This is a genomic window from bacterium (assembly GCA_030648955.1).
GTDB lineage: Bacteria > Patescibacteriota > Minisyncoccia > Phycocordibacterales > JAUSHB01 > JAUSHB01.
This window is the reverse complement of sequence record JAUSHB010000011.1, coordinates 28,988-47,647: the sequence shown is the minus strand read 5'-3', so window position 1 is coordinate 47,647 and position 18,660 is coordinate 28,988. Positions and strand designations below refer to the sequence as shown.

20 protein-coding genes are annotated in these 18,660 nt (G+C 41.5%); 15 read left to right on the top strand and 5 right to left on the bottom strand.

All coding sequences use genetic code 11. The annotated features are described in order from the left end of the window. Position 1: 1 nt before the first annotated feature. Both Q7S11_02505 and Q7S11_02500 read right to left on the bottom strand, forming a co-directional pair. A complete protein-coding gene (locus Q7S11_02505; protein MDO8572623.1) occupies positions 2 to 313 on the bottom strand; it encodes a hypothetical protein in 312 nt (103 codons plus the stop codon). A gap of 97 nt (positions 314 to 410) precedes the next feature. Next, the gene (locus tag Q7S11_02500) at positions 411 to 1,094 is read right to left on the bottom strand and encodes a response regulator transcription factor (GenBank protein MDO8572622.1); all 684 of its coding nucleotides are present in this window, start codon (positions 1,092 to 1,094) and stop codon (positions 411 to 413) included. Between the two features lie 580 nt (positions 1,095 to 1,674). Here Q7S11_02500 and Q7S11_02495 point away from each other — a divergent pair. The 6 genes from Q7S11_02495 to Q7S11_02470 all read left to right on the top strand — a co-directional run bounded on the left by Q7S11_02495 (position 1,675) and on the right by Q7S11_02470 (position 10,828). Beyond that, positions 1,675 to 3,000, top strand: a complete 1,326-nt coding sequence (locus Q7S11_02495) for a nucleotide sugar dehydrogenase (protein ID MDO8572621.1) — start codon at positions 1,675 to 1,677, stop codon at positions 2,998 to 3,000. A gap of 140 nt (positions 3,001 to 3,140) precedes the next feature. Further along, positions 3,141 to 4,505, top strand: a complete 1,365-nt coding sequence (locus Q7S11_02490; GenBank protein ID MDO8572620.1) for a glycosyltransferase — start codon at positions 3,141 to 3,143, stop codon at positions 4,503 to 4,505. 108 nt (positions 4,506 to 4,613) lie between these two features. Then, the gene (locus Q7S11_02485; protein ID MDO8572619.1) at positions 4,614 to 6,122 is read left to right on the top strand and encodes a polysaccharide deacetylase family protein; all 1,509 of its coding nucleotides are present in this window, start codon (positions 4,614 to 4,616) and stop codon (positions 6,120 to 6,122) included. 23 nt (positions 6,123 to 6,145) lie between these two features. Continuing rightward, complete coding sequence (locus Q7S11_02480) at positions 6,146 to 7,009, top strand: hypothetical protein (protein MDO8572618.1); 864 nt, start codon at positions 6,146 to 6,148, stop codon at positions 7,007 to 7,009. A 2-nt stretch (positions 7,010 to 7,011) separates the two neighbouring features. Next, positions 7,012 to 8,706 carry a polysaccharide deacetylase family protein gene (locus Q7S11_02475; GenBank protein ID MDO8572617.1) on the top strand — a complete coding sequence of 565 codons (1,695 nt, stop codon included), beginning with the start codon at positions 7,012 to 7,014 and terminating at the stop codon, positions 8,704 to 8,706. Positions 8,707 to 9,073: 367 nt separating this feature from the next. Next, a complete protein-coding gene (locus Q7S11_02470) occupies positions 9,074 to 10,828 on the top strand; it encodes a hypothetical protein (protein MDO8572616.1) in 1,755 nt (584 codons plus the stop codon). Between the two features lie 128 nt (positions 10,829 to 10,956). Here Q7S11_02470 and Q7S11_02465 read toward each other — a convergent pair whose 3' ends face one another. Continuing rightward, positions 10,957 to 11,124: a hypothetical protein gene (locus Q7S11_02465; protein ID MDO8572615.1), complete on the bottom strand. Its 168-nt coding sequence runs from the start codon at positions 11,122 to 11,124 to the stop codon at positions 10,957 to 10,959. A 439-nt stretch (positions 11,125 to 11,563) separates the two neighbouring features. Between Q7S11_02465 and Q7S11_02460 the strand changes: the two genes are divergently transcribed. From Q7S11_02460 to Q7S11_02450, 3 genes are read left to right on the top strand one after another with little or no spacing between them, the layout of a single operon-like run. Continuing rightward, the gene (locus Q7S11_02460) at positions 11,564 to 12,580 is read left to right on the top strand and encodes a sensor histidine kinase (protein ID MDO8572614.1); all 1,017 of its coding nucleotides are present in this window, start codon (positions 11,564 to 11,566) and stop codon (positions 12,578 to 12,580) included. Positions 12,581 to 12,624: 44 nt separating this feature from the next. Continuing rightward, positions 12,625 to 13,107, top strand: a complete 483-nt coding sequence (locus Q7S11_02455) for a hypothetical protein (GenBank protein MDO8572613.1) — start codon at positions 12,625 to 12,627, stop codon at positions 13,105 to 13,107. 28 nt (positions 13,108 to 13,135) lie between these two features. Further along, a complete protein-coding gene (locus Q7S11_02450; protein ID MDO8572612.1) occupies positions 13,136 to 13,981 on the top strand; it encodes a pirin family protein in 846 nt (281 codons plus the stop codon). 123 nt (positions 13,982 to 14,104) lie between these two features. On the opposite strand, the gene Q7S11_02445 is transcribed toward Q7S11_02450, so the two are convergent. Then, the gene (locus Q7S11_02445) at positions 14,105 to 14,698 is read right to left on the bottom strand and encodes a hypothetical protein (GenBank protein ID MDO8572611.1); all 594 of its coding nucleotides are present in this window, start codon (positions 14,696 to 14,698) and stop codon (positions 14,105 to 14,107) included. Positions 14,699 to 14,823: 125 nt separating this feature from the next. Continuing rightward, the gene (locus Q7S11_02440) at positions 14,824 to 15,273 is read right to left on the bottom strand and encodes a DUF1761 domain-containing protein (GenBank protein MDO8572610.1); all 450 of its coding nucleotides are present in this window, start codon (positions 15,271 to 15,273) and stop codon (positions 14,824 to 14,826) included. A 110-nt stretch (positions 15,274 to 15,383) separates the two neighbouring features. On the opposite strand from Q7S11_02440, the gene Q7S11_02435 reads away from it, so the two are divergent. The 6 genes from Q7S11_02435 to Q7S11_02410 all read left to right on the top strand — a co-directional run bounded on the left by Q7S11_02435 (position 15,384) and on the right by Q7S11_02410 (position 18,494). Continuing rightward, entirely contained in the window at positions 15,384 to 15,770 is a 387-nt protein-coding gene (locus Q7S11_02435) for a cupin domain-containing protein (GenBank protein ID MDO8572609.1), read from the top strand. A gap of 10 nt (positions 15,771 to 15,780) precedes the next feature. Then, positions 15,781 to 16,170 (top strand): thioredoxin domain-containing protein, encoded by a 390-nt coding sequence (locus tag Q7S11_02430; GenBank protein MDO8572608.1) that lies wholly within the window; start codon positions 15,781 to 15,783, stop codon positions 16,168 to 16,170. A 13-nt stretch (positions 16,171 to 16,183) separates the two neighbouring features. Further along, positions 16,184 to 16,720, top strand: coding sequence for a disulfide bond formation protein B (locus tag Q7S11_02425; GenBank protein MDO8572607.1), 537 nt, complete (start codon positions 16,184 to 16,186; stop codon positions 16,718 to 16,720). A gap of 115 nt (positions 16,721 to 16,835) precedes the next feature. Further along, positions 16,836 to 17,204, top strand: coding sequence for a hypothetical protein (locus Q7S11_02420; GenBank protein ID MDO8572606.1), 369 nt, complete (start codon positions 16,836 to 16,838; stop codon positions 17,202 to 17,204). Beyond that, positions 17,194 to 17,958, top strand: a complete 765-nt coding sequence (locus Q7S11_02415; protein MDO8572605.1) for a hypothetical protein — start codon at positions 17,194 to 17,196, stop codon at positions 17,956 to 17,958. Before Q7S11_02420 ends, Q7S11_02415 begins: the two co-directional genes overlap by 11 nt. 224 nt (positions 17,959 to 18,182) lie before the next feature. Next, positions 18,183 to 18,494 (top strand): hypothetical protein, encoded by a 312-nt coding sequence (locus Q7S11_02410; GenBank protein MDO8572604.1) that lies wholly within the window; start codon positions 18,183 to 18,185, stop codon positions 18,492 to 18,494. Positions 18,495 to 18,660 lie beyond the last annotated feature (166 nt).

Genomic DNA, 18,660 nt, shown 5'->3' with positions numbered 1-18,660 from the left:
GCTAAACTTCGTTTAATTTTGAATTAATTTCATCCGTTTCCGTCATAATTTGCTTGAGTGTTTTACGCAACTCCTCTCCGGACGTCTCACCCATGAGGGCAATTTCTACATCCGCTTGAATAATCGCGAGGATATTTCGTATATCATGCGCCAACGTTGAGCGTTCTTGCTTTCCTCGTGCTTCAGCAAGGAACAGCAACTCGTTAATTACTCGTCTTGCTTGATGTGACCATGCTATTATTGCGACACTACCGATCAATCCGAGCAACGTAAGCAAAAACAAAAAGGGTAGCGTCTCATATTTTACCGACAAGAAAAATAGTATCCCTCCTTCTGTTAAAAAAACAACAATTAGGGCAGAGCCAGCATATACGCATGCTCTTATTTGTTTCTGTGTCCGGAGAATGATGCTAGGAAACGTCTTTATTGAGTCGATAGCCGAATCCCCAGACGGTTTCGATGACAGGTTTATTTTTTCCATAGGTTAGTTTTTTCCGTAGATTTTTCACATGAACATCAACCACGTTGCTAAATGAATTGAAATCAAATCCCCAAATATGGTCCATGATTTGTTCCCGATTAAGGACCTGGTCGGGGTGTCGCATCATATATTCAAGGATGCTGAACTCTTTAAGGGTAAGAGAAATCTCCTTATTGTTACAATACACCTTTTTGGTATTAACATGAAGTACGATCGGACCAACCTGAAGCACTACCGGAAGTTGATTTTCGGGACGTCTTGTGAGTGCGCGAATTCTCGCGCTAAGTTCTTCTATTGAAAACGGCTTTACGAGATAATCATCAGCGCCGCTATCAAGCGCTCGTACTTTGTCTTCGGTATCCTGACGAGCGGTAAGCACCAGAATAGGTATTTTAATTCCAAGCCTTCGTACTTCAATACACACGTCAAAACCATCTTTTTCAGGAAGCATGAGGTCTAATACGATCACTTCATATATCGTACGGTATAAACTAATTCGTGTTACTGCCTTAAGGCCATCGGTCACAAGGTCAACCGCGAACCCTTTATTTTCAAGACCTTTCTTGAGACGGGCTGCTAATTTTTCGTCATCCTCAACAATTAAAATTCTCATAGGTGTGGTACTTATTGACTGTTGTTAATAGAGAACGTTCTTCGATCAAAAATTACGCATCTAAGTTTTAAAGAATTTTTGAGGTGCGATTGAGACCACATTCGCAAAAGATTTTTTTTAAAATTTAAATGCATTTTTAGTGCTGCACTTTTTACTTCCTTTATTGCTTATTTTTACTAGCACACAGTATCTCAAATAGGTGATGAGAAAAAGATGAAGAAACTTCATCTTTTTAATGATACCATGGTTATCTTTTTTTCATACGCACTTCATTATTTAGAGAATTATTTTAAATATAGCCTAGAAACAAAGGATATTATTCTGTTTATATGAATCCCATGGTATTCAAGATGTAGGCGTATTTATGAAGGGTCGTCATGTTTTCTCATGTTTTATTTTCTTCTTCCTCATGGATAGTAGCGCGTATATTTTCCCTTGATCGCGTTTTCTACAAAAACGTACTTCAACACTTCTTCATGGTCATTAGTATAACATCATGAATTGAAGATGATTTTTGTCTCTATCACTCTTTAATATATTTATTTTTTAATACAGATACATTTACGAATGTAATACCCATATGAAAAAGAAGAGCCATTCACAAGCAAAAAGAACCCCCAAAAAAGTTTCCAAAGAAACAGTCGCTGTTGTAGGTCTTGGATATGTTGGATTACCCCTTGCGCTTTTATGCGCACGAAAGGGATATCGTGTTATCGGCATTGATCATGATGCTCATAAAATCGAATTGCTTCATAAAAAAACATCACCGTTTATTGACGAAGGAATCACCAGGGAGCTTAAAAAGACTACTATGAAGTTTGACACCGAATCCGCACGAGTAGCAGAAGCAACGATCATTGTGATATGTGTTCCAACGCCGGTGTATGAAGATTACATGCCGAATCTTGAACCGCTCACGAGTGCTGGAAGAAGCATCGCCCCACACATGAAACGCGGGACGTTGGTCATCATTGAATCAACGGTCAATCCTGGTGTTTCCGAAGATATTATCATGCCTATTCTTGAAGAAGGGTCTGGATTTGCTTGTGGGGTTGAGTTTGAAATTTCACATTGTCCGGAGCGGATTAACCCCGGAGATACTGTGTGGAATGTGGAGTCAATTCCCCGTGTTGTTGGTAGTTCCACTGAACGTGGGCTTGCGCAGACCGTAAGATTTTATGAATCAATTTTGAGTGCTCGCGTCAAACCAATGGGTTCACTTAAAGAAGCGGAGGCGGTAAAAGTAGTAGAAAATTCTTTTCGTGACGTAAATATTGCATTTGTAAACGAACTTGCGATGTCATTTAGAAAAATGGGCATCGATGTCATGAACGTCATTAATGGTGCTGCAACAAAACCGTTTTCATTTATGCCACATTTTCCGGGATGCGGGGTTGGTGGCCACTGTATTCCCGTTGATCCGTACTATCTTATCAATTGTGGAAAAGAAAACGGCTTCAATCATCAGTTTTTATCAATGGCGCGCCGTATCAATAACCATATGCCGATGTTTACCGTAGAAATCACCGAAGAAGCTCTTCGTGCCAAAGGATTTGTGATCCGCGGTTCAAAGGTCGCAGTACTGGGTATGTCGTACAAACCAGGTGTTGATGATGTCCGAGAAAGTCCCTCACACAAAATTATTGAAGCGCTTAAGGCAAAAGGTGCTCATCCCGTGTCGTATGATCCGTATGCCATTAGATCTTCCGATGTAAAAAATTTGAATGAAGCACTTTCGGGGGCAACGGCGGTTATCGTGGCAACTGCTCACAAAGAGTTTGTGCAAGAACTTAGTCCGCGCCGTCTCGAGGAGCACGGTGTTTCGGTTATTGTCGATGGCAGAAATTGTCTCAGTAAAGAAAAATTTCTCATGTCAAACGTTCTCTATGCCGGTATTGGAAGGTGAGTGTATTTCTTTTGCAATTACACGGTTCACGTTTTGCATATACCACATAGGGTATAAAAATAACAACGGATCATTGACTGGATTATTTGAGATTTAAAGACAAAATAAAAAACTAATTATTAATATAAATTTTGATCATTATGAAAGTAGCATCAATCACGCAAGAAAACATAGAATCGCAGAGCATTCCTCCCAACGAGGCTATCTTTCAAAAGATTCACACGCCCGGCAAGATAACAAAGAAACGCGACATACATATATGGGCAATATTCTTTTTCCTGATTTATGTGGTTATTTTGATCAAATTTGTCACCATTAAACAGTTGGATAACAACATCTTATTTGCCGGCTATAGTATTGCAGTGTCGCTCTATATCATATCGCGTTTTGCTCTGGCGTATTTTTACAACCCCAAACCGCTTGATTTTGAAGGTGTTGACGAATATGAGCCGACTATCTCATTTGGTGTGCCCGCTAAAAACGAAGGAGAGAATATCAAAGAAACAATCCTTCGTATTGCCGCTTCGGATTATCCCAAAAATAAATTCGATATCATCGCGGTCAATGACGGTTCAACCGACAATACACTCCTAGAAATGTATGCGGCAAAAGAAGAGGCTCGGACAATGGGGATTCATGTAGAGGTTATTGATTGGCAAGACAATCGTGGAAAACGTGAAGGAATGGCCGAGTGTGTCAAACGTTCATCAAAAGAACTTATTTTCTTTATCGATTCTGATAGTTTTGTTGAGCCCGATGCGGCCAGAAAAGTAGTTAAGTATTTCAGTCATCCTAAGATTGGCGCTGTTGCTGGACATGCGTATGTTGCTAATGCAGAAACAAATATACTCACCAAGATGCAGGCAGTTCGCTACTATGTTGCATTTAAGGCGTACAAAGCAGCAGAAGCACTTTTTGGTGCGGTAACATGCTGTTCTGGATGCTGTTCGGCATATCGTCGGTCATATCTTTTACCCTTTCTCAATGCATGGGAAAACCAACGTTTTCTTGGTGTGAAATGCACCTATGGCGATGATCGGAGTCTCACCAACTATATGCTTTATTACGGGTATGATGCAATTTTTGCTCCTGATGTTATCGCACACACATTTGTTCCTGATACATTTGGGGTCTTTATGCGACAGCAGTTACGCTGGAAAAAATCATGGACTCGCGAAAGCCTTGTCGCGGGGACTTTTATGTGGCGTAAAAATATTATTATGAGTATTTCATTTTATCTCGGTGTTATTTTGCCACTTCTCGCTCCTATTATTGTTGCGCGGGCTTTTATTTGGTATCCGATCATGAGAGATCGATTACCTATATATTATGTGCTCGGGCTTGTTCTCATGGCCGTTATTTACGGGCTTTATTACTACGTTTATACCAAAGATCGAAAGTGGATTTATGGTGTTGCATTTGCGACATTCTATACGCTCGTGATGATTTGGCAGTTACCATACGCCATTTTAAAAATTCGCGATGCAAAATGGGGAACACGGTAAGATCCCAAAGCGCTTCGCATGAGTATTTTTACTTACTAAATCATCATTGCCAACACCATGTATTTCACACACAAAAAGATATTTAATAAAAAGCTTACTATATTTGCCATGGTCTGCTTGGTGTATGGCATTGCTGTTTTTGGTTTTCAGGCTTATACATATTCAGCGCCATACTACAAAGCGTATTATTTTAAATCACATATGTTTGTGTTTGCGCAAACTCTTGAAAACACGGCTTCCGTGGTCGGTTCTGTTTTTGAGACACACGGAGCATCCTCTATGTCTGAATCGGGAACACGTTCAAGTGATTTTGCCGAATCAGTACCCGTACTTATGTATCACGGAATTTTAAACACGACGGATGGTTCCAACATTGATCTCGACACATTTATTGACCAGATGACTACACTTAAGAATGCTGGTTATCAAACAGTCACAATCGATGATTTTTATTCATTTTTAAAAGGAGAGAAAAAACTTCCCAATAAGTCATTTCTTCTTACGTTTGACGATGGACGAAAGGACACATACTATCCCGTTGACCCGATTCTCCGAGCGCTTCATTTCAATGCCGTCATGTTTGCTATCGAAAAATTCTCATTACTCGACGCCAATAATTATTATTTGACAAAAAGTGAGCTCCAAGCAATGGAGAAAAGCGGAAGGTGGGAAATAGAATCACATACGCGTACCCATCGTAACCTTGAAACAGTTCCACAAAGTGAACTTGGAAACGAGATTGTCGGATCCAAGGAAGGTCTTGAGGGACTCTTAGGAAAGTCAATCATCGCCTTTGCTTTTCCCTTTGGGGAACTAGGACAAGAATCAACTAATATATCACAGCGATCAGTCATGAGTATTGCTGAAAAAGCATACGCCATGTCGTTCTTTCAGTTTTTTACCACTAAACGTTTTACGCAAAACTATCCGGTTCCGTCTCAAAACGGACATTATCTCGTAAAGCGTATTAGTGTCTTACCAGAATGGTCTGGTAAAAATCTTCTTTCCACAATACATCAAGGTGAAGCAAAGCCTATCCCGTTTAATCCAAAATTAACCAATGATGACGGGTGGATTAACACTCTGTGGGGTGAAATGGCATTTGAGAACAGTCATCTCATGGTGCGGGCGAATCCGGGGGGTACGGGAAGTGTAATTATTCTTGACGGTTCACACGAGTGGAAGGATTATCAATTTAGTACCAATCTTCTTTGGCATGGCGGTAGCAATCTGTATCTTTGGGCGCGATATCAAGACGATGAAAATTATGCTGCATGCAATTTTGGAAATGACCTTGTCCACGTTGAAGAGACGGTGGGGGGAGTAACGAATGTTATAAAAGGGAATGAGGTCACTAATGAAAATCTTCTGAAGCAAAATAGTTTTATTGCATCAATTCGTGTGTATGGGAGAACCGTGGAATGTCTTATTAATGGACATGTTCTTGCAAAAACCGAATTCCTAGATGAGCACCTTTCTCGTGGTGGAATTGGGATTAAAGTATGGGATCACGTGAATGGAACAAGCGCATTAGAGGTTACCCGTGTGCTCGTTGAGTCCATTGCTTTTTCTAGCACAAGTACAGTCAAAACAACATCGAGAGCGATCGAGAAGTAATAAGCATATTTTTTATAAACGTTATGAATAGCCTTAGACATAGAACATCAATCATTACAGGAAGTTTTTTGATCCTTAGTGTGTTTATTACATATGTGGTTGTACAAACTATCACTAATAATAAAAATATAACCCTTGCCGATAGTACATCATCAACATGCCAATCATTCCCCTTAGAACTTTCTCTTGAAGAAGCGGAGAGTATGAATGCGAGCAGTGATGTATGCTGGTGGGTTGATTCAGGCGCGTCGTTTTCGGTACATAACGGAATTGGGCAAACGCACATGGGTCCGATCTATCACGGTTCTCGGTGGAGACAGTTATATGCCTTGTCTGATCCTATTGATACCGAAAATGGGTCATATCCGCAAAACATTTTCAGGCTCATCAATAAGGTTCCACGCCAAGACTTTTATGGAGAATTTTATTTCAACATCAAATCATATCAGACAAGTAAATCCCCTGAGCGAAATGGATCAAATGGAGTCTTATTTCTCGGGCGTTATGTAAATGCAGATAATTTGTATTATGCGGGCGTGCGTGTTGATGGAACGGCGGTCATAAAACGAAAACTTAATGGACTATATGAAACGCTCGGGACGGTAACGCTTGATAATGGGACGGATTACGATCGCACAAAGAATCCAAACGTATTGCCTATAGGTGAGTGGATCGGTCTCTCGATGAATATTAAAAACGAGACTGATGCAAGGGTGATGATCCAATTGGGTATTTATCGTCATAATACATGGCAGACGGTACTTACCGTGATCGATGATCCAAGTCGACTTCCGAACGGTGTGATGCTCACACACGCGGGGAATATCGGTATCCGCACCGATTTTATGGACGTAGAGTTTAAAAATTACAAGATAACCACCCTATAATTATGGCAAAAACAGAACAATACAGAAAGATAATCTCTTTGGTTATATTCACACTTGGTGGAGCATTCTTGTTTGCACTTCCTGTCCACGCGCAAACTGTTGGGCCAAACTTAATTGGGAATCCATCGTTTAAATCTTCTCCCATATCTCCGACCGGATGGAGTAAGGGTGGATATGGAAACAATACGCGCGTGTTTTCATATCCTGTCACCGGATACGATGATGCGTATGCGGCAAAAGTAAGCATTACCACTTACACGGGGGGAGATGCTAAATGGTTTTTTGGTGATGTGGCGGTTCAAAGCGGGCACACATATCAATTTTCTGATTATTTCCAGTCAAATGTTCCCAGTATTATTACTGCTCGGTACGCACTTTCAGGAGGCGGTTATATGTATAAAGACATTTTATTATTAAGTCCAAATTCGGCGTATCAAAATGCAACCATTAAATTTATTGTTCCTCAAAACGCTGTTTCGCTGACCATCTTTCATCTCATCAATCAAGTGGGGGTGCTCACGACGGACGATTATTCATTGAATGAAATAACTCCTCCTCTGCCAACAGGACCGCCCAATTTGATATTGAATCCCGATCTTGAAAGTAGTGATGTACCAAATAAGCCTGCCTATTGGAACAGTGGTTCGTGGGGAAGCAGTACGCGCACTTTCACCTATCCTGTTCCCGGAGTTTCGGGGAGTCGCGCGGCACAGGTAGCGATCACAAACTACACCAGTGGAGATGCTAAGTGGTATTTTACCCCGCGTGCGCTTTCACCGGGAGTGTATGTATATTCTGATCAATATATTTCAACGGCAACCAGTAAGCTTACTGTCCAATATCAGTATACCGATGGAACTTTTTTCTACGTAGATTTAAAAATACTTCCTCCAACCAACGTGTTTACCGCCGCATCCGCTCAATTAAGTGTCCCTGCAAATGTGAGCACGGTTACCGTTTTTCATTTGATCGCGGAGGTTGGTACACTGACCATTGATAATACGTCACTTCAGTTACTGTCGACCCCGAAGGGAATTTTCACCACAGGTGCAGTGTCTTTGACATTTGACGACGGCACGCTCTCTCAATACGAGAACGCGATTCCAAAACTGAATAGCTCCGGACTTAAGGGGGTGTTCTATATTGTGAGTCAAAGACTTTCTAATTATGGATATCCCGGATTTATGAGTATTGCTCAAGTAATTGATATATACAACAACGGACATGAGATCGGTGCGCATACACGAACGCATGCGCACCTGCCAAGCCTAACATTAGCGCAACAACAAAGTGAGATACAGGGTTCACGCCAGGATCTTCTTGCGTTCAATGTGGGTCCCATACTTTCATTTGCATATCCGTACGGTGAACATAATGATGCAGTCGTTGGGATTGTTAAAAATGCCGGACTTGCTAATGCACGGGGAACCGGCAAATATTATGCACAACAAACAGAAAATCCCTTTACGCTTCCACGAATGGGCGTTGAAGTAAATACTACTGTAGCAGATGTCAAAACATGGATCGATACCGCTCTTGCAAATAAAGAATGGCTTATCTTGGGATTTCATCAAATTGATACGAGTGGGGAGCAATACAGTACAACCCCGGACACGTTTAATCAAATTATTGATTATTTAATCCAAAAAAACGCACCCGTAATCACCATAGAACAAGGGGTAAAAGATTTACTCTAGTAGATATTTTTATATACTCTTAAAAACACTACAGTGCTTATTACTGCGCGATGTTTTTGCAATTTTCTGTATTAGGCAGGTTGGTCTCATTTTAATCTGTGGACAACTTACAAGTAACTTCATCTTTTCTTTATGAAAATGTAGTTAAGGTTTCAAAGTTATTTTGCCCATGTTCATGAAGATGTGTATTGTGCATGAAAATGCATGATTTTTTTCTTGCGACCAAAAATTAATACTGATACACTTTTTTTGTTCTCATGCACTGTCGATGTGGGAATATTATCAAAACGCTCAGTATAGCTCAAATAAAACTACGCGAAATTTCTACGATATTAGTTGAGCCTGGACGAGACCATAAAAAAAAGAAATGAACAATAATTATTATCCAGGCGTAACGCATGCATCGGATAGATTAACAAAAAACAAACCATATACTACATCAAGCATCACCACTTCTTCTATAGCGGCGGAGACAGAAATAACCACGCGAATGCGTAACATGGTACTTTGGGCAGTGTTTCTTGCCGGCATCACAGCACTTTTTCTTGGTGGGATACCAAAAATATCTTTTGCTGTGATGAGTAAGTCGGTCACGCTACCATTTTCATATGATTTTCATGTGGATGGAACGCTTAATGAAACTACAGATCAGATATCGAGCTCTAGTCCATATTGGTGGGTTGCATCCGGCGGCAGTCTCATTATTTCAAGCGGAACTGGAAAAACAACTTCAGGTAATCTTCCGGCAAGTAATCCAATGAATAAGCTCTATGCGATGAAAAATCCCGTGGCAACCGACCTTGGTATTCACCCGCAAAATGTTTTCCAAATGTTTCTGCGCCAGCAGGAACTCAACCCCTCCGTCCAGGTCTACGTAAAAGAAAATAAGGATAATCTTTCTAACACACAGAACCGCCATCCATGGAACGGTGTATCGCTCCTCGCGCGCTATGTTAATGACAACACGTATTATTACGCCGGTATTCGTTCTGATGGGGGAGTTGTCATAAAGAAAAAAGTGAATGGCGTGTATCAGACGCTCGCATATAAAAAAATATTTAGCGGCACCTATGATGCAACTAAAAATCCTAACCTTATTCCTAAAGGCACATGGATTGGGTTACGCATGGATGTATCAACCAGCGCCGCGGGCAACCCAAAGCTCTCACTGTACGTTGACCAAGGAAACGCCGGCGTATGGCAATTGGCAACAGAAGCAATCGATGACCCGAGTATATACGGAGCTCCGATCACGGCGACCGGGCTTGTGGGTATCCAAAGTGATTTTGCAGATACAGAGTTTGATAATTTCAAACTCACAACAACCACACTTGTGTTGGGAATAAGTGCCCAATTACCTGCAGTGCCTACGATTGCAACCACAACCACACCAACTACCTCGCCAGTCATTTCTACAAGCAATACTCGAGTACTCTTTGCTGATGCATTCAGTCAATATGCAGACAGACTACTCACGAATGAATACGCTTACTGGAATCCGACAAATGCATCAAGTGTAAAATCAAGTGTTTGGGAAATGACGAGCGGTTCACTCTTTGCCCAAGGGGGAGCTGGTTGGACTGGTGTACCTAACACGGTCGCTCCAAACGCTCTCTCGACTAGTGGGAATAATTCCGCGGTCTTTCGACTTACTACAAAGCGGGCGGATTTCGGAAATACTGTGGTTGAATTCGATCTGTTGAACCAGGGGCTCGTATCAACGGGGAACACGCCGGCGGTTGATTGGGATGGCGTACACGTGTTTTTGCGCTACCAGAGTGAGGAAAGTCTGTATTATGCATCGGTAAATCGGCGCGACAATACGGTTGCAATTAAGAAGAAAGTACCGGGCGGAACATCTAACGGCGGAACATATTACAATTTGAGTACATTCAATGCGCACCCGGTGTCGTATGGAACATGGCAACATGTGAAAGCGACTGTAAAAAACAACACGGACGGATCGGTCACCATTGAATTATTCGAAAATGGCAAGCTCCTTGCGCGCGCGATCGATAATGGCTCGATCGGCGGCGCCCCCATTAGGAATCCGGGCAAGGTCGGTATCCGTGGCGATAATGCGAATATCAAGTTCAAGAACTTCACGGTTACGGCACTATAAAGATAAGGAACTATCGATTCATGTACGTTCCGCAAAAACAACATCATGCATGATGTTGTTTTTGCGGAGTGGTTTGGAGTAGACTGCTACGTATATCTACTCTTATGGATATATTTTAGCAACACCCCCTATGTCCACTTATATCGGCTTGAATAATGTGCTTCGATTTCATCGGCCTCTCGTGATGTGATTTCAAATAGATCAAATGGATAAAACTCATTCCCCGACTGGTTCACTGGAGCTTTGTTTCCTCCATATTCTTTGCCATTACTATGTGTTGGTTGTTTATATTGCATAATAGTTATCGTTAGTTTTAAATAAATAAGGGCTCATAATTTAAAGGATTTCCAACAGTGTGTTTATGTATTTATTTTTTATATTGATTACTACTGATAACATATTCGACCTTTCGACCCACTGACATACACGCTCACGCTTATACAGCTGGTGTTATACAATGTTTGCCCAGGATAACAATTCCATGGTGAAAAAATTATTAAGATATTGAATATATAACCTCATAAGTATATTTATTAAGAAATTCAAGACGCTACACCCTGTTTTAGTGCGCGATTGAGCACAATATCATACATATCTCGGTGAATAATCCACGGATTTAAACAAAAAACATGCCGTTTCTTTCTCTTTTAAAAGCCGTGAAAATCACTCTTTTTTAGATTTCACAAAATCTTCATCTAGTATTCATGGCAAATTAGGTATACTATTCACTATATTATGAAAACAGAAAAGGATAGAAGAATACCTGATCCCCTTAATGACCCTAATGATGGACATATTCTTAGTCGAGCAATCATAGACACGATTCATGAGCCATTGATCATCCTTGATAAAGACTTGCAAGTAATTACCGCTAGTCGCTCATTCTATGATACCTATGGGGGAGATCATGAAAAAACATACTGTCAATTGTTTTATAAAATCAACAATGGCCAGTGGGATATTCCTAAATTCAAAGAGCTTTTAGAAAAAATCATCCCCGAACATGCGATAATCGAAGAATATGAGATTGAACATAATTTTCCAACCCTTGGCACGCGTACCTTATCAATAAATGCCCGCGAAGTACACTACCAAAACAGACGGAAGAAGATTCTCATTTCAATTTTTGATATAACCAGACAGCGAATCATCGAATCCGAGAAAGAAAAACTTATCATCCAAAAAGATCTCCTCCTTAAAGAAATGCGCCATCGTGTCGCCAACAGTCTTCAGTTAATTGCGAGCATCCTTCTGATTAAGGCAGGAATCGTGGAATCCGAAGAAACACGGCTACACTTACAAGATGCCCACGAACGTATTATGTCGATTGCAACGGTTCAGCATCAGCTTGATCCAACAGATTTTGGGGCGGAAATACCTGTCGCCGCATATTTAGAAGCTCTGTGTGGAAGTCTTGCGCGATCTATGATCGGCGGGCGGAAACCGATATCACTAGAAGTAAGAGCTACACCGGGTACGGTGACATCAGAAGTAGCGATAAGCCTTGGTCTTGTTACCACAGAACTTGTCATCAATGCAATAAAACATGCTTTCCCCAATAATCGCATGGGTAAGATTCTTGTTATGTACGAGGCGCTGGAATCGATGTGGACCCTTAGTGTTACCGACAACGGTATTGGGCAACCCAAAAATAAGACGAGCGACCAAAATGGATTGGGCACAAGTATTATCACCGCATTGGCCGACCAGCGGCACAACTACATCATTTACTTATGCTGGCACATCAACTAAGGTTTAATTTGACCCACGACGAATAGTTACTATAATAGTAAGATATGAGCATCAGTAGAAACCTCATCGCTCTTATTGTTCTTATCGCCACACTTACTCTTGTTGCGTATGTACTTTCCCCGCGCTCGGCGTCATTGCCTACTCCAACAGAACATGCCACCTCGACAGCTGGAAATCCGATTCCAGAAGTGCCAGACGCACCCACAGAACCATCCGAAGTCACTATCACCGCAAAGGAGAACAAACCTGCAAGCGGAATTGGGGTTACCATTGCGCCCATTGAGGTGCTAGAGGATAGTAGATGTCCTGTTGGCGAGAATATCCGATGCATCCAGGCAGGAACGGTGCGTGTACGAACAAAGGTCACCAACATAAATGGAGAACGAATTTTAGTCTTTACCATTGGCATGCCCGTTGCTTCTAAAACAGAAACCATAGAACTCATAGAAGTTTTGCCCGCTGCACGCGCAGAAGTGCCTATTCTCCCAAATGAATATCGTTTTGTCTTTAAGGTTGTCAAGCAATAAGAAAGTAGGGACGGTGGCGTATCGCACAATGAAATCAAGAACCATCAAGAAAATATTTAGAGCAAAGCCAGCACTCGAAGGAGCGGGGGTGCATTTGAGGCGTGGATTTGGGTATCATGAAGTGCCGACATTTGACCCCTTTCTTTTATTTGATGATTTCAGTTCTTCTAACGCAACCGATTATATGCCTGGGTTTCCTTGGCACCCACATCGTGGGATAGAAACAGTTACCTACATTCTCTCGGGAGAAGTGGAACATCAGGACAGTATGGGCAACAAAGGAAGTATTAAAAAAGGCGATGTGCAGTGGATGACCGCGGGAAGCGGGATCATTCATCAGGAAATGCCACGGGAACACAAGGGGGGAATCAAGGGGTTTCAGTTGTGGGTGAATCTTCCGCAAGAGCACAAAATGATGGCGCCTCGGTATCAAGAAATAGTAGGGAAAACTATTCCCTTGGTGGAAAGAGGTGGCATAACAGTAAAAGTGATAGCGGGAGAATATCAGGGAACGACCGGACCCGTGTCAGACTTGATGGTAAATCCGACATATCTAGATGTGTCGCTTCCCAGGGGTGAAAAATTTTCTTATCATGTGCCGGAAGATTATACAGCGCTTTTATATATTATCGAGGGGGACATTTCTATTGGTGATAAATCAGCAGAGGCCGTACCCGCAGGAAATATTATTTTAACCGAAAGCGGTGAAAATATTTTCTGTACAGCAAAAACTGTTGATTCACAATTTCTTCTTATCGCAGGAAAGCCCATCGGGGAATCAGTCGCATGGTACGGCCCGATTGTTATGAATACAGAAGATGAGATTAAGTTGGCACTCGAAGAATATCAGAATGGAACGTTTGTGAAAACATAAAATACGCGAGGTGCAATATTTCGTCTTTACAGCATAGGGACAGTTCTCATTAGAAAAAAATAACCAAAATAAAAAGGGCAGGAGATTAAAATTTCCCCTGCCCTGGCTTATAATAAGCCAATGTTATTTCTTCTGCTCCACGCGCTCTTGCCGTTCAATTGCCGCAATACCGTCACTTTGCCCATGGCGTGCACGAACGCAGTCCTTTTTTCTTTGCGTTTTTCCGGGTCGCATCACGCCTTCTTTTTTCGCCAGATTTTTTAAAAAATCTGCCTGGCGAGTATAAATATCCACGAGCTTAACAGCGAATTCCTCGGGAAGTTCTTTTGGGAAAGCATTTTTGAGTGCGGTATGCACGTCATCAAGCACCCCCCATCCTCTCCACGATGTAAAACCGAGTATTCGTTTGGCGATCCAAACCCGATCTTGCTCCTCGCGAGCCTTTGCGAGATCGTTTATAAGCTGACGAATCTCACCCTCGATGATCTTGGTTGCCTCACGAGGCTGCTTAGCAGCAAACATGGTGCTAGCCGCTAACTCGCTTTGATTGGCGCGCAATTTTCTTGTCCCACGGATGAATGCGAGGTTTTCAGCCACGAATCTTGCTGCCACTCGAGCATCATCCATTTCTTTTCGTGCGTGATCTCGTTCTTGCCGTGCGTTGTTCAGTTGATCACTTTTCTTTATTCCGAACCGAGCAGCTGTTACTGCGCTCATGGTATATTCTCCTTAACCTGTTAGGTCGAAAAACAGCATTGATTTTTTACATAGTCTATTGAAAATAACAACTTGATTCCGATATTAACGATAGCACAACCATAGGGTTTGTCAAATATAATCGCTTATCCGAGGTAGTACAACGTAGAACCCATCGCAAGAAACATTGCAATATAGTACCCTGCGTTTACGAAGAAAAGTTTTTGTGCCTGCATGCTCCAAAAGGGTTTATCAACAGTATAAAGCATATCCGAGAACTTGGTTGTAACAATAAAACCAAATGCAAGAAGTATGCTAATCTGGAGGATCTCAAGGAGAGTTAACGCACCAGTAAGTGTGATGAATACAGCTAGAACAAATGCAATGGTAGTCGTAACCATAAAGGTATACACCATAAGACTAAACATGTATTTTTTTGTTTTATGTTTTTGGGGTTTACTAAAATCTTCCGGTGTCTTACCCTGTCCCTCAAGCCACGGTTTCATAAAAAGAATGGGGGAGTACCAAGCCATGCCAATCACATAACCAACAATCGCCGCAACAAATATTCCTACGGGGTTTAGTATTTCAAACATGCAATAATTATATCACGTGATATAATGTAAGCGAGTAACATTGTGCATAACTGAAATCGAGTGCCATCAATTTATATACAAAGAGTATACGTGTAGTTAAATAAAATAAAATGAAAGGCTATATCACTAATATAGAACAAGCCACCCAAGACAACACCGACTATCGGCGTGTTTTATATACATCAAAAAATAGTCAGCTCGTGTTGATGTGCATCATGCCAGGTGATGAGATTGGCGAAGAAGTTCATCATCTCGATCAGTTTATTCGATTCGAAGAAGGGGAGGCAAAGGTTGTGCTTGATGGTGTAGAACATTCAGTAAAAGAGGACTACGCAGTGGTAATACCGCAAGGAACAGTGCATAATGTCGTCAATAGTGGAAATATTCCCCTTAAACTTTATTCTATATATTCACCACCGGAACATAAAGACGGAACAATTCACACAACGAAGGCATCCGAACAAGAAGAACATTTTGATGGAATAGCAACTGAATAAATATAATGGTATGAATTTTTCAACTAAAACAATATATATTTTTGTAATTATCACAGGACTCCTGCTTATTGTCGGTATCGGGGTTTATTATTCCAAGCAACCAAGTATTCCTGGAAAATTTGATACATTTGCTCAATGTTTGCAAGAGAAAGGTGCGGTATTTTATGGTGCATTTTGGTGCCCGCATTGTCAAAATCAAAAAGCGATGTTTGGCAAATCAGTGAAATTTTTGCCCTATGTGGAATGTTCGACTCCCGATGGCCAAAGCCAGCTTGAGGTTTGCAATGAAAAAGAAATTAAAAGTTACCCCACATGGATTTTTGCTGACGAAAGTAGACTTGATGGTGAAATTCCCCTCGAAAAACTTGCTGAAAAAACGGGGTGTGTTCTGCCTCAATGATACATAGCACCACATGACCGCGCTTGCGCAACAATTGAATTTTCTTCTCGCCATCGGAACAATTGCGATTCAGGTCGCTACCGTCGTTCTTGTGGCACTCTTACTTCTTGAACGTTACAGACAAAAAACATTTCGAGTTTTGACGCTTGTCGGTGCCTATGGCATTCAGTCGGTTTTTTTTATATCACTCGTTTCAGTTGGGATCAGTCTTTTTTATTCTGAAATCCTCGGTTTCGTTCCGTGCGGGTTGTGCTGGTTTCAAAGAATATTTCTGTATCCGCAAGTGATTCTTGCAGGAATGGCGTGGTATAAAAAAGACAACAAAATTGCCGATTATTTAATTGCCCTTTCGGGAACAGGTGCGCTCGTTGCGCTTTATCAACATTATTTGCAAATGGGTGGGAGTGCATTTGTTCCATGCCCTGCATCTGGTGCCGACTGCGCTCAAAGATTTCTTTTTGAATTCGGATATATTACATTTCCCTTGATGTCATTTACGATATTTGTTCTCATTATGGCGTTGATGGCAGTTATGAAGACACGGAACTAAATTAAAAAGTTAATCACACCCCCGCTTTTCACAGGTAGTTAATTTAGGATATAATAAAAATTGAAAGTACGTGCGGAAACTTGCAAGTTATATTATTAATTATCCTTATTCATATATGGAACCAGTAAATCAAATACCCCCTCAAACACCCCAGTTACCAGAAGAAGGGAATAGCATGAAGTGGATAGTAGCTATCGGCGTAGGTGTTGTTCTGGTAGCTATCCTTGGGTGGATGTTCATGCAGAAAGAAACACCAACCCCAACCCCACAAAAAACTGCACCAGTTGTGGAAATACAAGTTCCTGTAACATCTGATACGCCACCAACCACAGGAAATATAGACGACATTATAAGCTCTCTTGAAAATGCAGAAGCCGCAGAAGCGCTTGTTGCAAACGCGGGAGATAATGATATTTCACTCGTCACATCGGATGCCGATGCGGTAAGCGGGATGAATACACTTTACAATGACAATGAATTTTAAATTACACGTTCGTACAGGAGTTGCAATAGCACTTCTTTCTGCCCTCTTGTTCCCCGCCGCGGTTTTTGCGCAAGGAACAACGACTCCACGAGGCACAAATGTATGCGCGCGCATTGATGAGTTTTCTCTAAAAATGACGGAACGTCTTGCGAATCAAGAGACTATGTATCAAACACGCGTAGCTGATCGAACGACAAAACTCTTGGGACGTCGTCTCGAACGAGAACAGCAACTTGTTGAACATCGTACGAAGTGGGACACGAATCGTGATGCAAGTCTTGCAAAACTTGATACGCGCGCAATGACTGATGCACAAAAAACGGCGGTCGCAGCATTTAAAACTGCAGTTACAAACGCGATATCTCTCCGACGCACAGTGGTGGACAACGCAGTAAGCGCTTTCAAAACCGGGCTTGATCAGGCGATTGCAAGCAGAAAATCAGGAATGGATACTGCGACCGCAACATTTAAATCTTCTGTTACGACGGCTCTTGAAAAAGCAACATCAAATTGTGCTTCCGGTGTAACTGCAAAAATTTTGCGCGATACGCTCGCAGCAGATCTCAAGGCGGCACGCAACAAACTTCAAGGTGATATAAAGACGGCGGAAAAAGTGAGTACAACTCTTGAAACACTTCGCATGACACGCAAGACGGCTGTTGAAAAAGCTCACGCAGACTTTAAGGTGACTATCGAGAAATTGAAAGCGGACCTAAAGATTGTGTTTGGACAAGCTACAACAACACCACAATAACAAATATTATTATAGTTAAAAAACCACCGAGATTTATTTCGGTGGTTTTTTGATTGACAAAGAAACTTTTCTTATTTATTGTATATCATATATACAAAAACTTGATGTTCGACTAAAGATATGAACGTATGAATTTTTCTGCTATAAAAAAAATACTCGCACCCTTACTATTAACAGCCTTTCTGTTTATTGGGCTTTTTGGGTTATCCCATATTGCTATGAGTATGAATAATCTTGGACAAGATATGGGGTGTCTCTACATGGACATTGCTTCCTTGTGCACCATGAATCCATTCCAACATATCGCCGTATGGCAGAATGTATTTGTTGCCTCATTTCCCAAAGAGATTTTTTCTTTAATTGCATTTACATTGCTCATTGTTCTTTTTGCTTTTACTTCATGGAGTTTCCGGCGTAGCAGTAAGACAGCACTTTTCGTTACGCGTGTCTGGCAGTTCATCTCTCGGGTGTTTGTCGTAAGGAGCCCATTGCAAGAAGCTTTTTCAAACGGCATTCTTCATCCGAAAATTTTCTAACAAAGATTACACTTTCTGTCTGTTTGCGTGTAACACCTATCTGTGTGCGGGCACGTACAGGCAGACCTGCCTATCACGTTGTATCTAGTAGAGGCAGGCGCGAGTATCTAATCGCGTATTTGTTTTACCATCGCCAAACATTTTCAGTATGAATTTGTTTGAGAAC

What these genes read in the sequence shown, in the direction of transcription:
- Q7S11_02500 (MDO8572622.1), bottom strand. Translation starts at nt 1,094, where the DNA reads ATGAGAATTTTAATTGTTGAGGATGACGAAAAATTAGCAGCCCGTCTC.
- Q7S11_02475 (MDO8572617.1), top strand. Translation starts at nt 7,012, where the DNA reads ATGGCAAAAACAGAACAATACAGAAAGATAATCTCTTTGGTTATATTC.
- Q7S11_02455 (MDO8572613.1), top strand. Translation starts at nt 12,625, where the DNA reads ATGAGCATCAGTAGAAACCTCATCGCTCTTATTGTTCTTATCGCCACA.
- Q7S11_02460 (MDO8572614.1), top strand. Translation starts at nt 11,564, where the DNA reads ATGAAAACAGAAAAGGATAGAAGAATACCTGATCCCCTTAATGACCCT.
- Q7S11_02415 (MDO8572605.1), top strand. Translation starts at nt 17,194, where the DNA reads ATGAATTTTAAATTACACGTTCGTACAGGAGTTGCAATAGCACTTCTT.
- Q7S11_02445 (MDO8572611.1), bottom strand. Translation starts at nt 14,698, where the DNA reads ATGAGCGCAGTAACAGCTGCTCGGTTCGGAATAAAGAAAAGTGATCAA.
- Q7S11_02465 (MDO8572615.1), bottom strand. Translation starts at nt 11,124, where the DNA reads ATGCAATATAAACAACCAACACATAGTAATGGCAAAGAATATGGAGGA.
- Q7S11_02430 (MDO8572608.1), top strand. Translation starts at nt 15,781, where the DNA reads ATGAATTTTTCAACTAAAACAATATATATTTTTGTAATTATCACAGGA.
- Q7S11_02495 (MDO8572621.1), top strand. Translation starts at nt 1,675, where the DNA reads ATGAAAAAGAAGAGCCATTCACAAGCAAAAAGAACCCCCAAAAAAGTT.
- Q7S11_02480 (MDO8572618.1), top strand. Translation starts at nt 6,146, where the DNA reads ATGAATAGCCTTAGACATAGAACATCAATCATTACAGGAAGTTTTTTG.
- Q7S11_02470 (MDO8572616.1), top strand. Translation starts at nt 9,074, where the DNA reads ATGAACAATAATTATTATCCAGGCGTAACGCATGCATCGGATAGATTA.
- Q7S11_02490 (MDO8572620.1), top strand. Translation starts at nt 3,141, where the DNA reads ATGAAAGTAGCATCAATCACGCAAGAAAACATAGAATCGCAGAGCATT.
- Q7S11_02435 (MDO8572609.1), top strand. Translation starts at nt 15,384, where the DNA reads ATGAAAGGCTATATCACTAATATAGAACAAGCCACCCAAGACAACACC.
- Q7S11_02420 (MDO8572606.1), top strand. Translation starts at nt 16,836, where the DNA reads ATGGAACCAGTAAATCAAATACCCCCTCAAACACCCCAGTTACCAGAA.
- Q7S11_02410 (MDO8572604.1), top strand. Translation starts at nt 18,183, where the DNA reads ATGAATAATCTTGGACAAGATATGGGGTGTCTCTACATGGACATTGCT.
- Q7S11_02425 (MDO8572607.1), top strand. Translation starts at nt 16,184, where the DNA reads ATGACCGCGCTTGCGCAACAATTGAATTTTCTTCTCGCCATCGGAACA.
- Q7S11_02450 (MDO8572612.1), top strand. Translation starts at nt 13,136, where the DNA reads ATGAAATCAAGAACCATCAAGAAAATATTTAGAGCAAAGCCAGCACTC.
- Q7S11_02440 (MDO8572610.1), bottom strand. Translation starts at nt 15,273, where the DNA reads ATGTTTGAAATACTAAACCCCGTAGGAATATTTGTTGCGGCGATTGTT.
- Q7S11_02485 (MDO8572619.1), top strand. Translation starts at nt 4,614, where the DNA reads ATGGTCTGCTTGGTGTATGGCATTGCTGTTTTTGGTTTTCAGGCTTAT.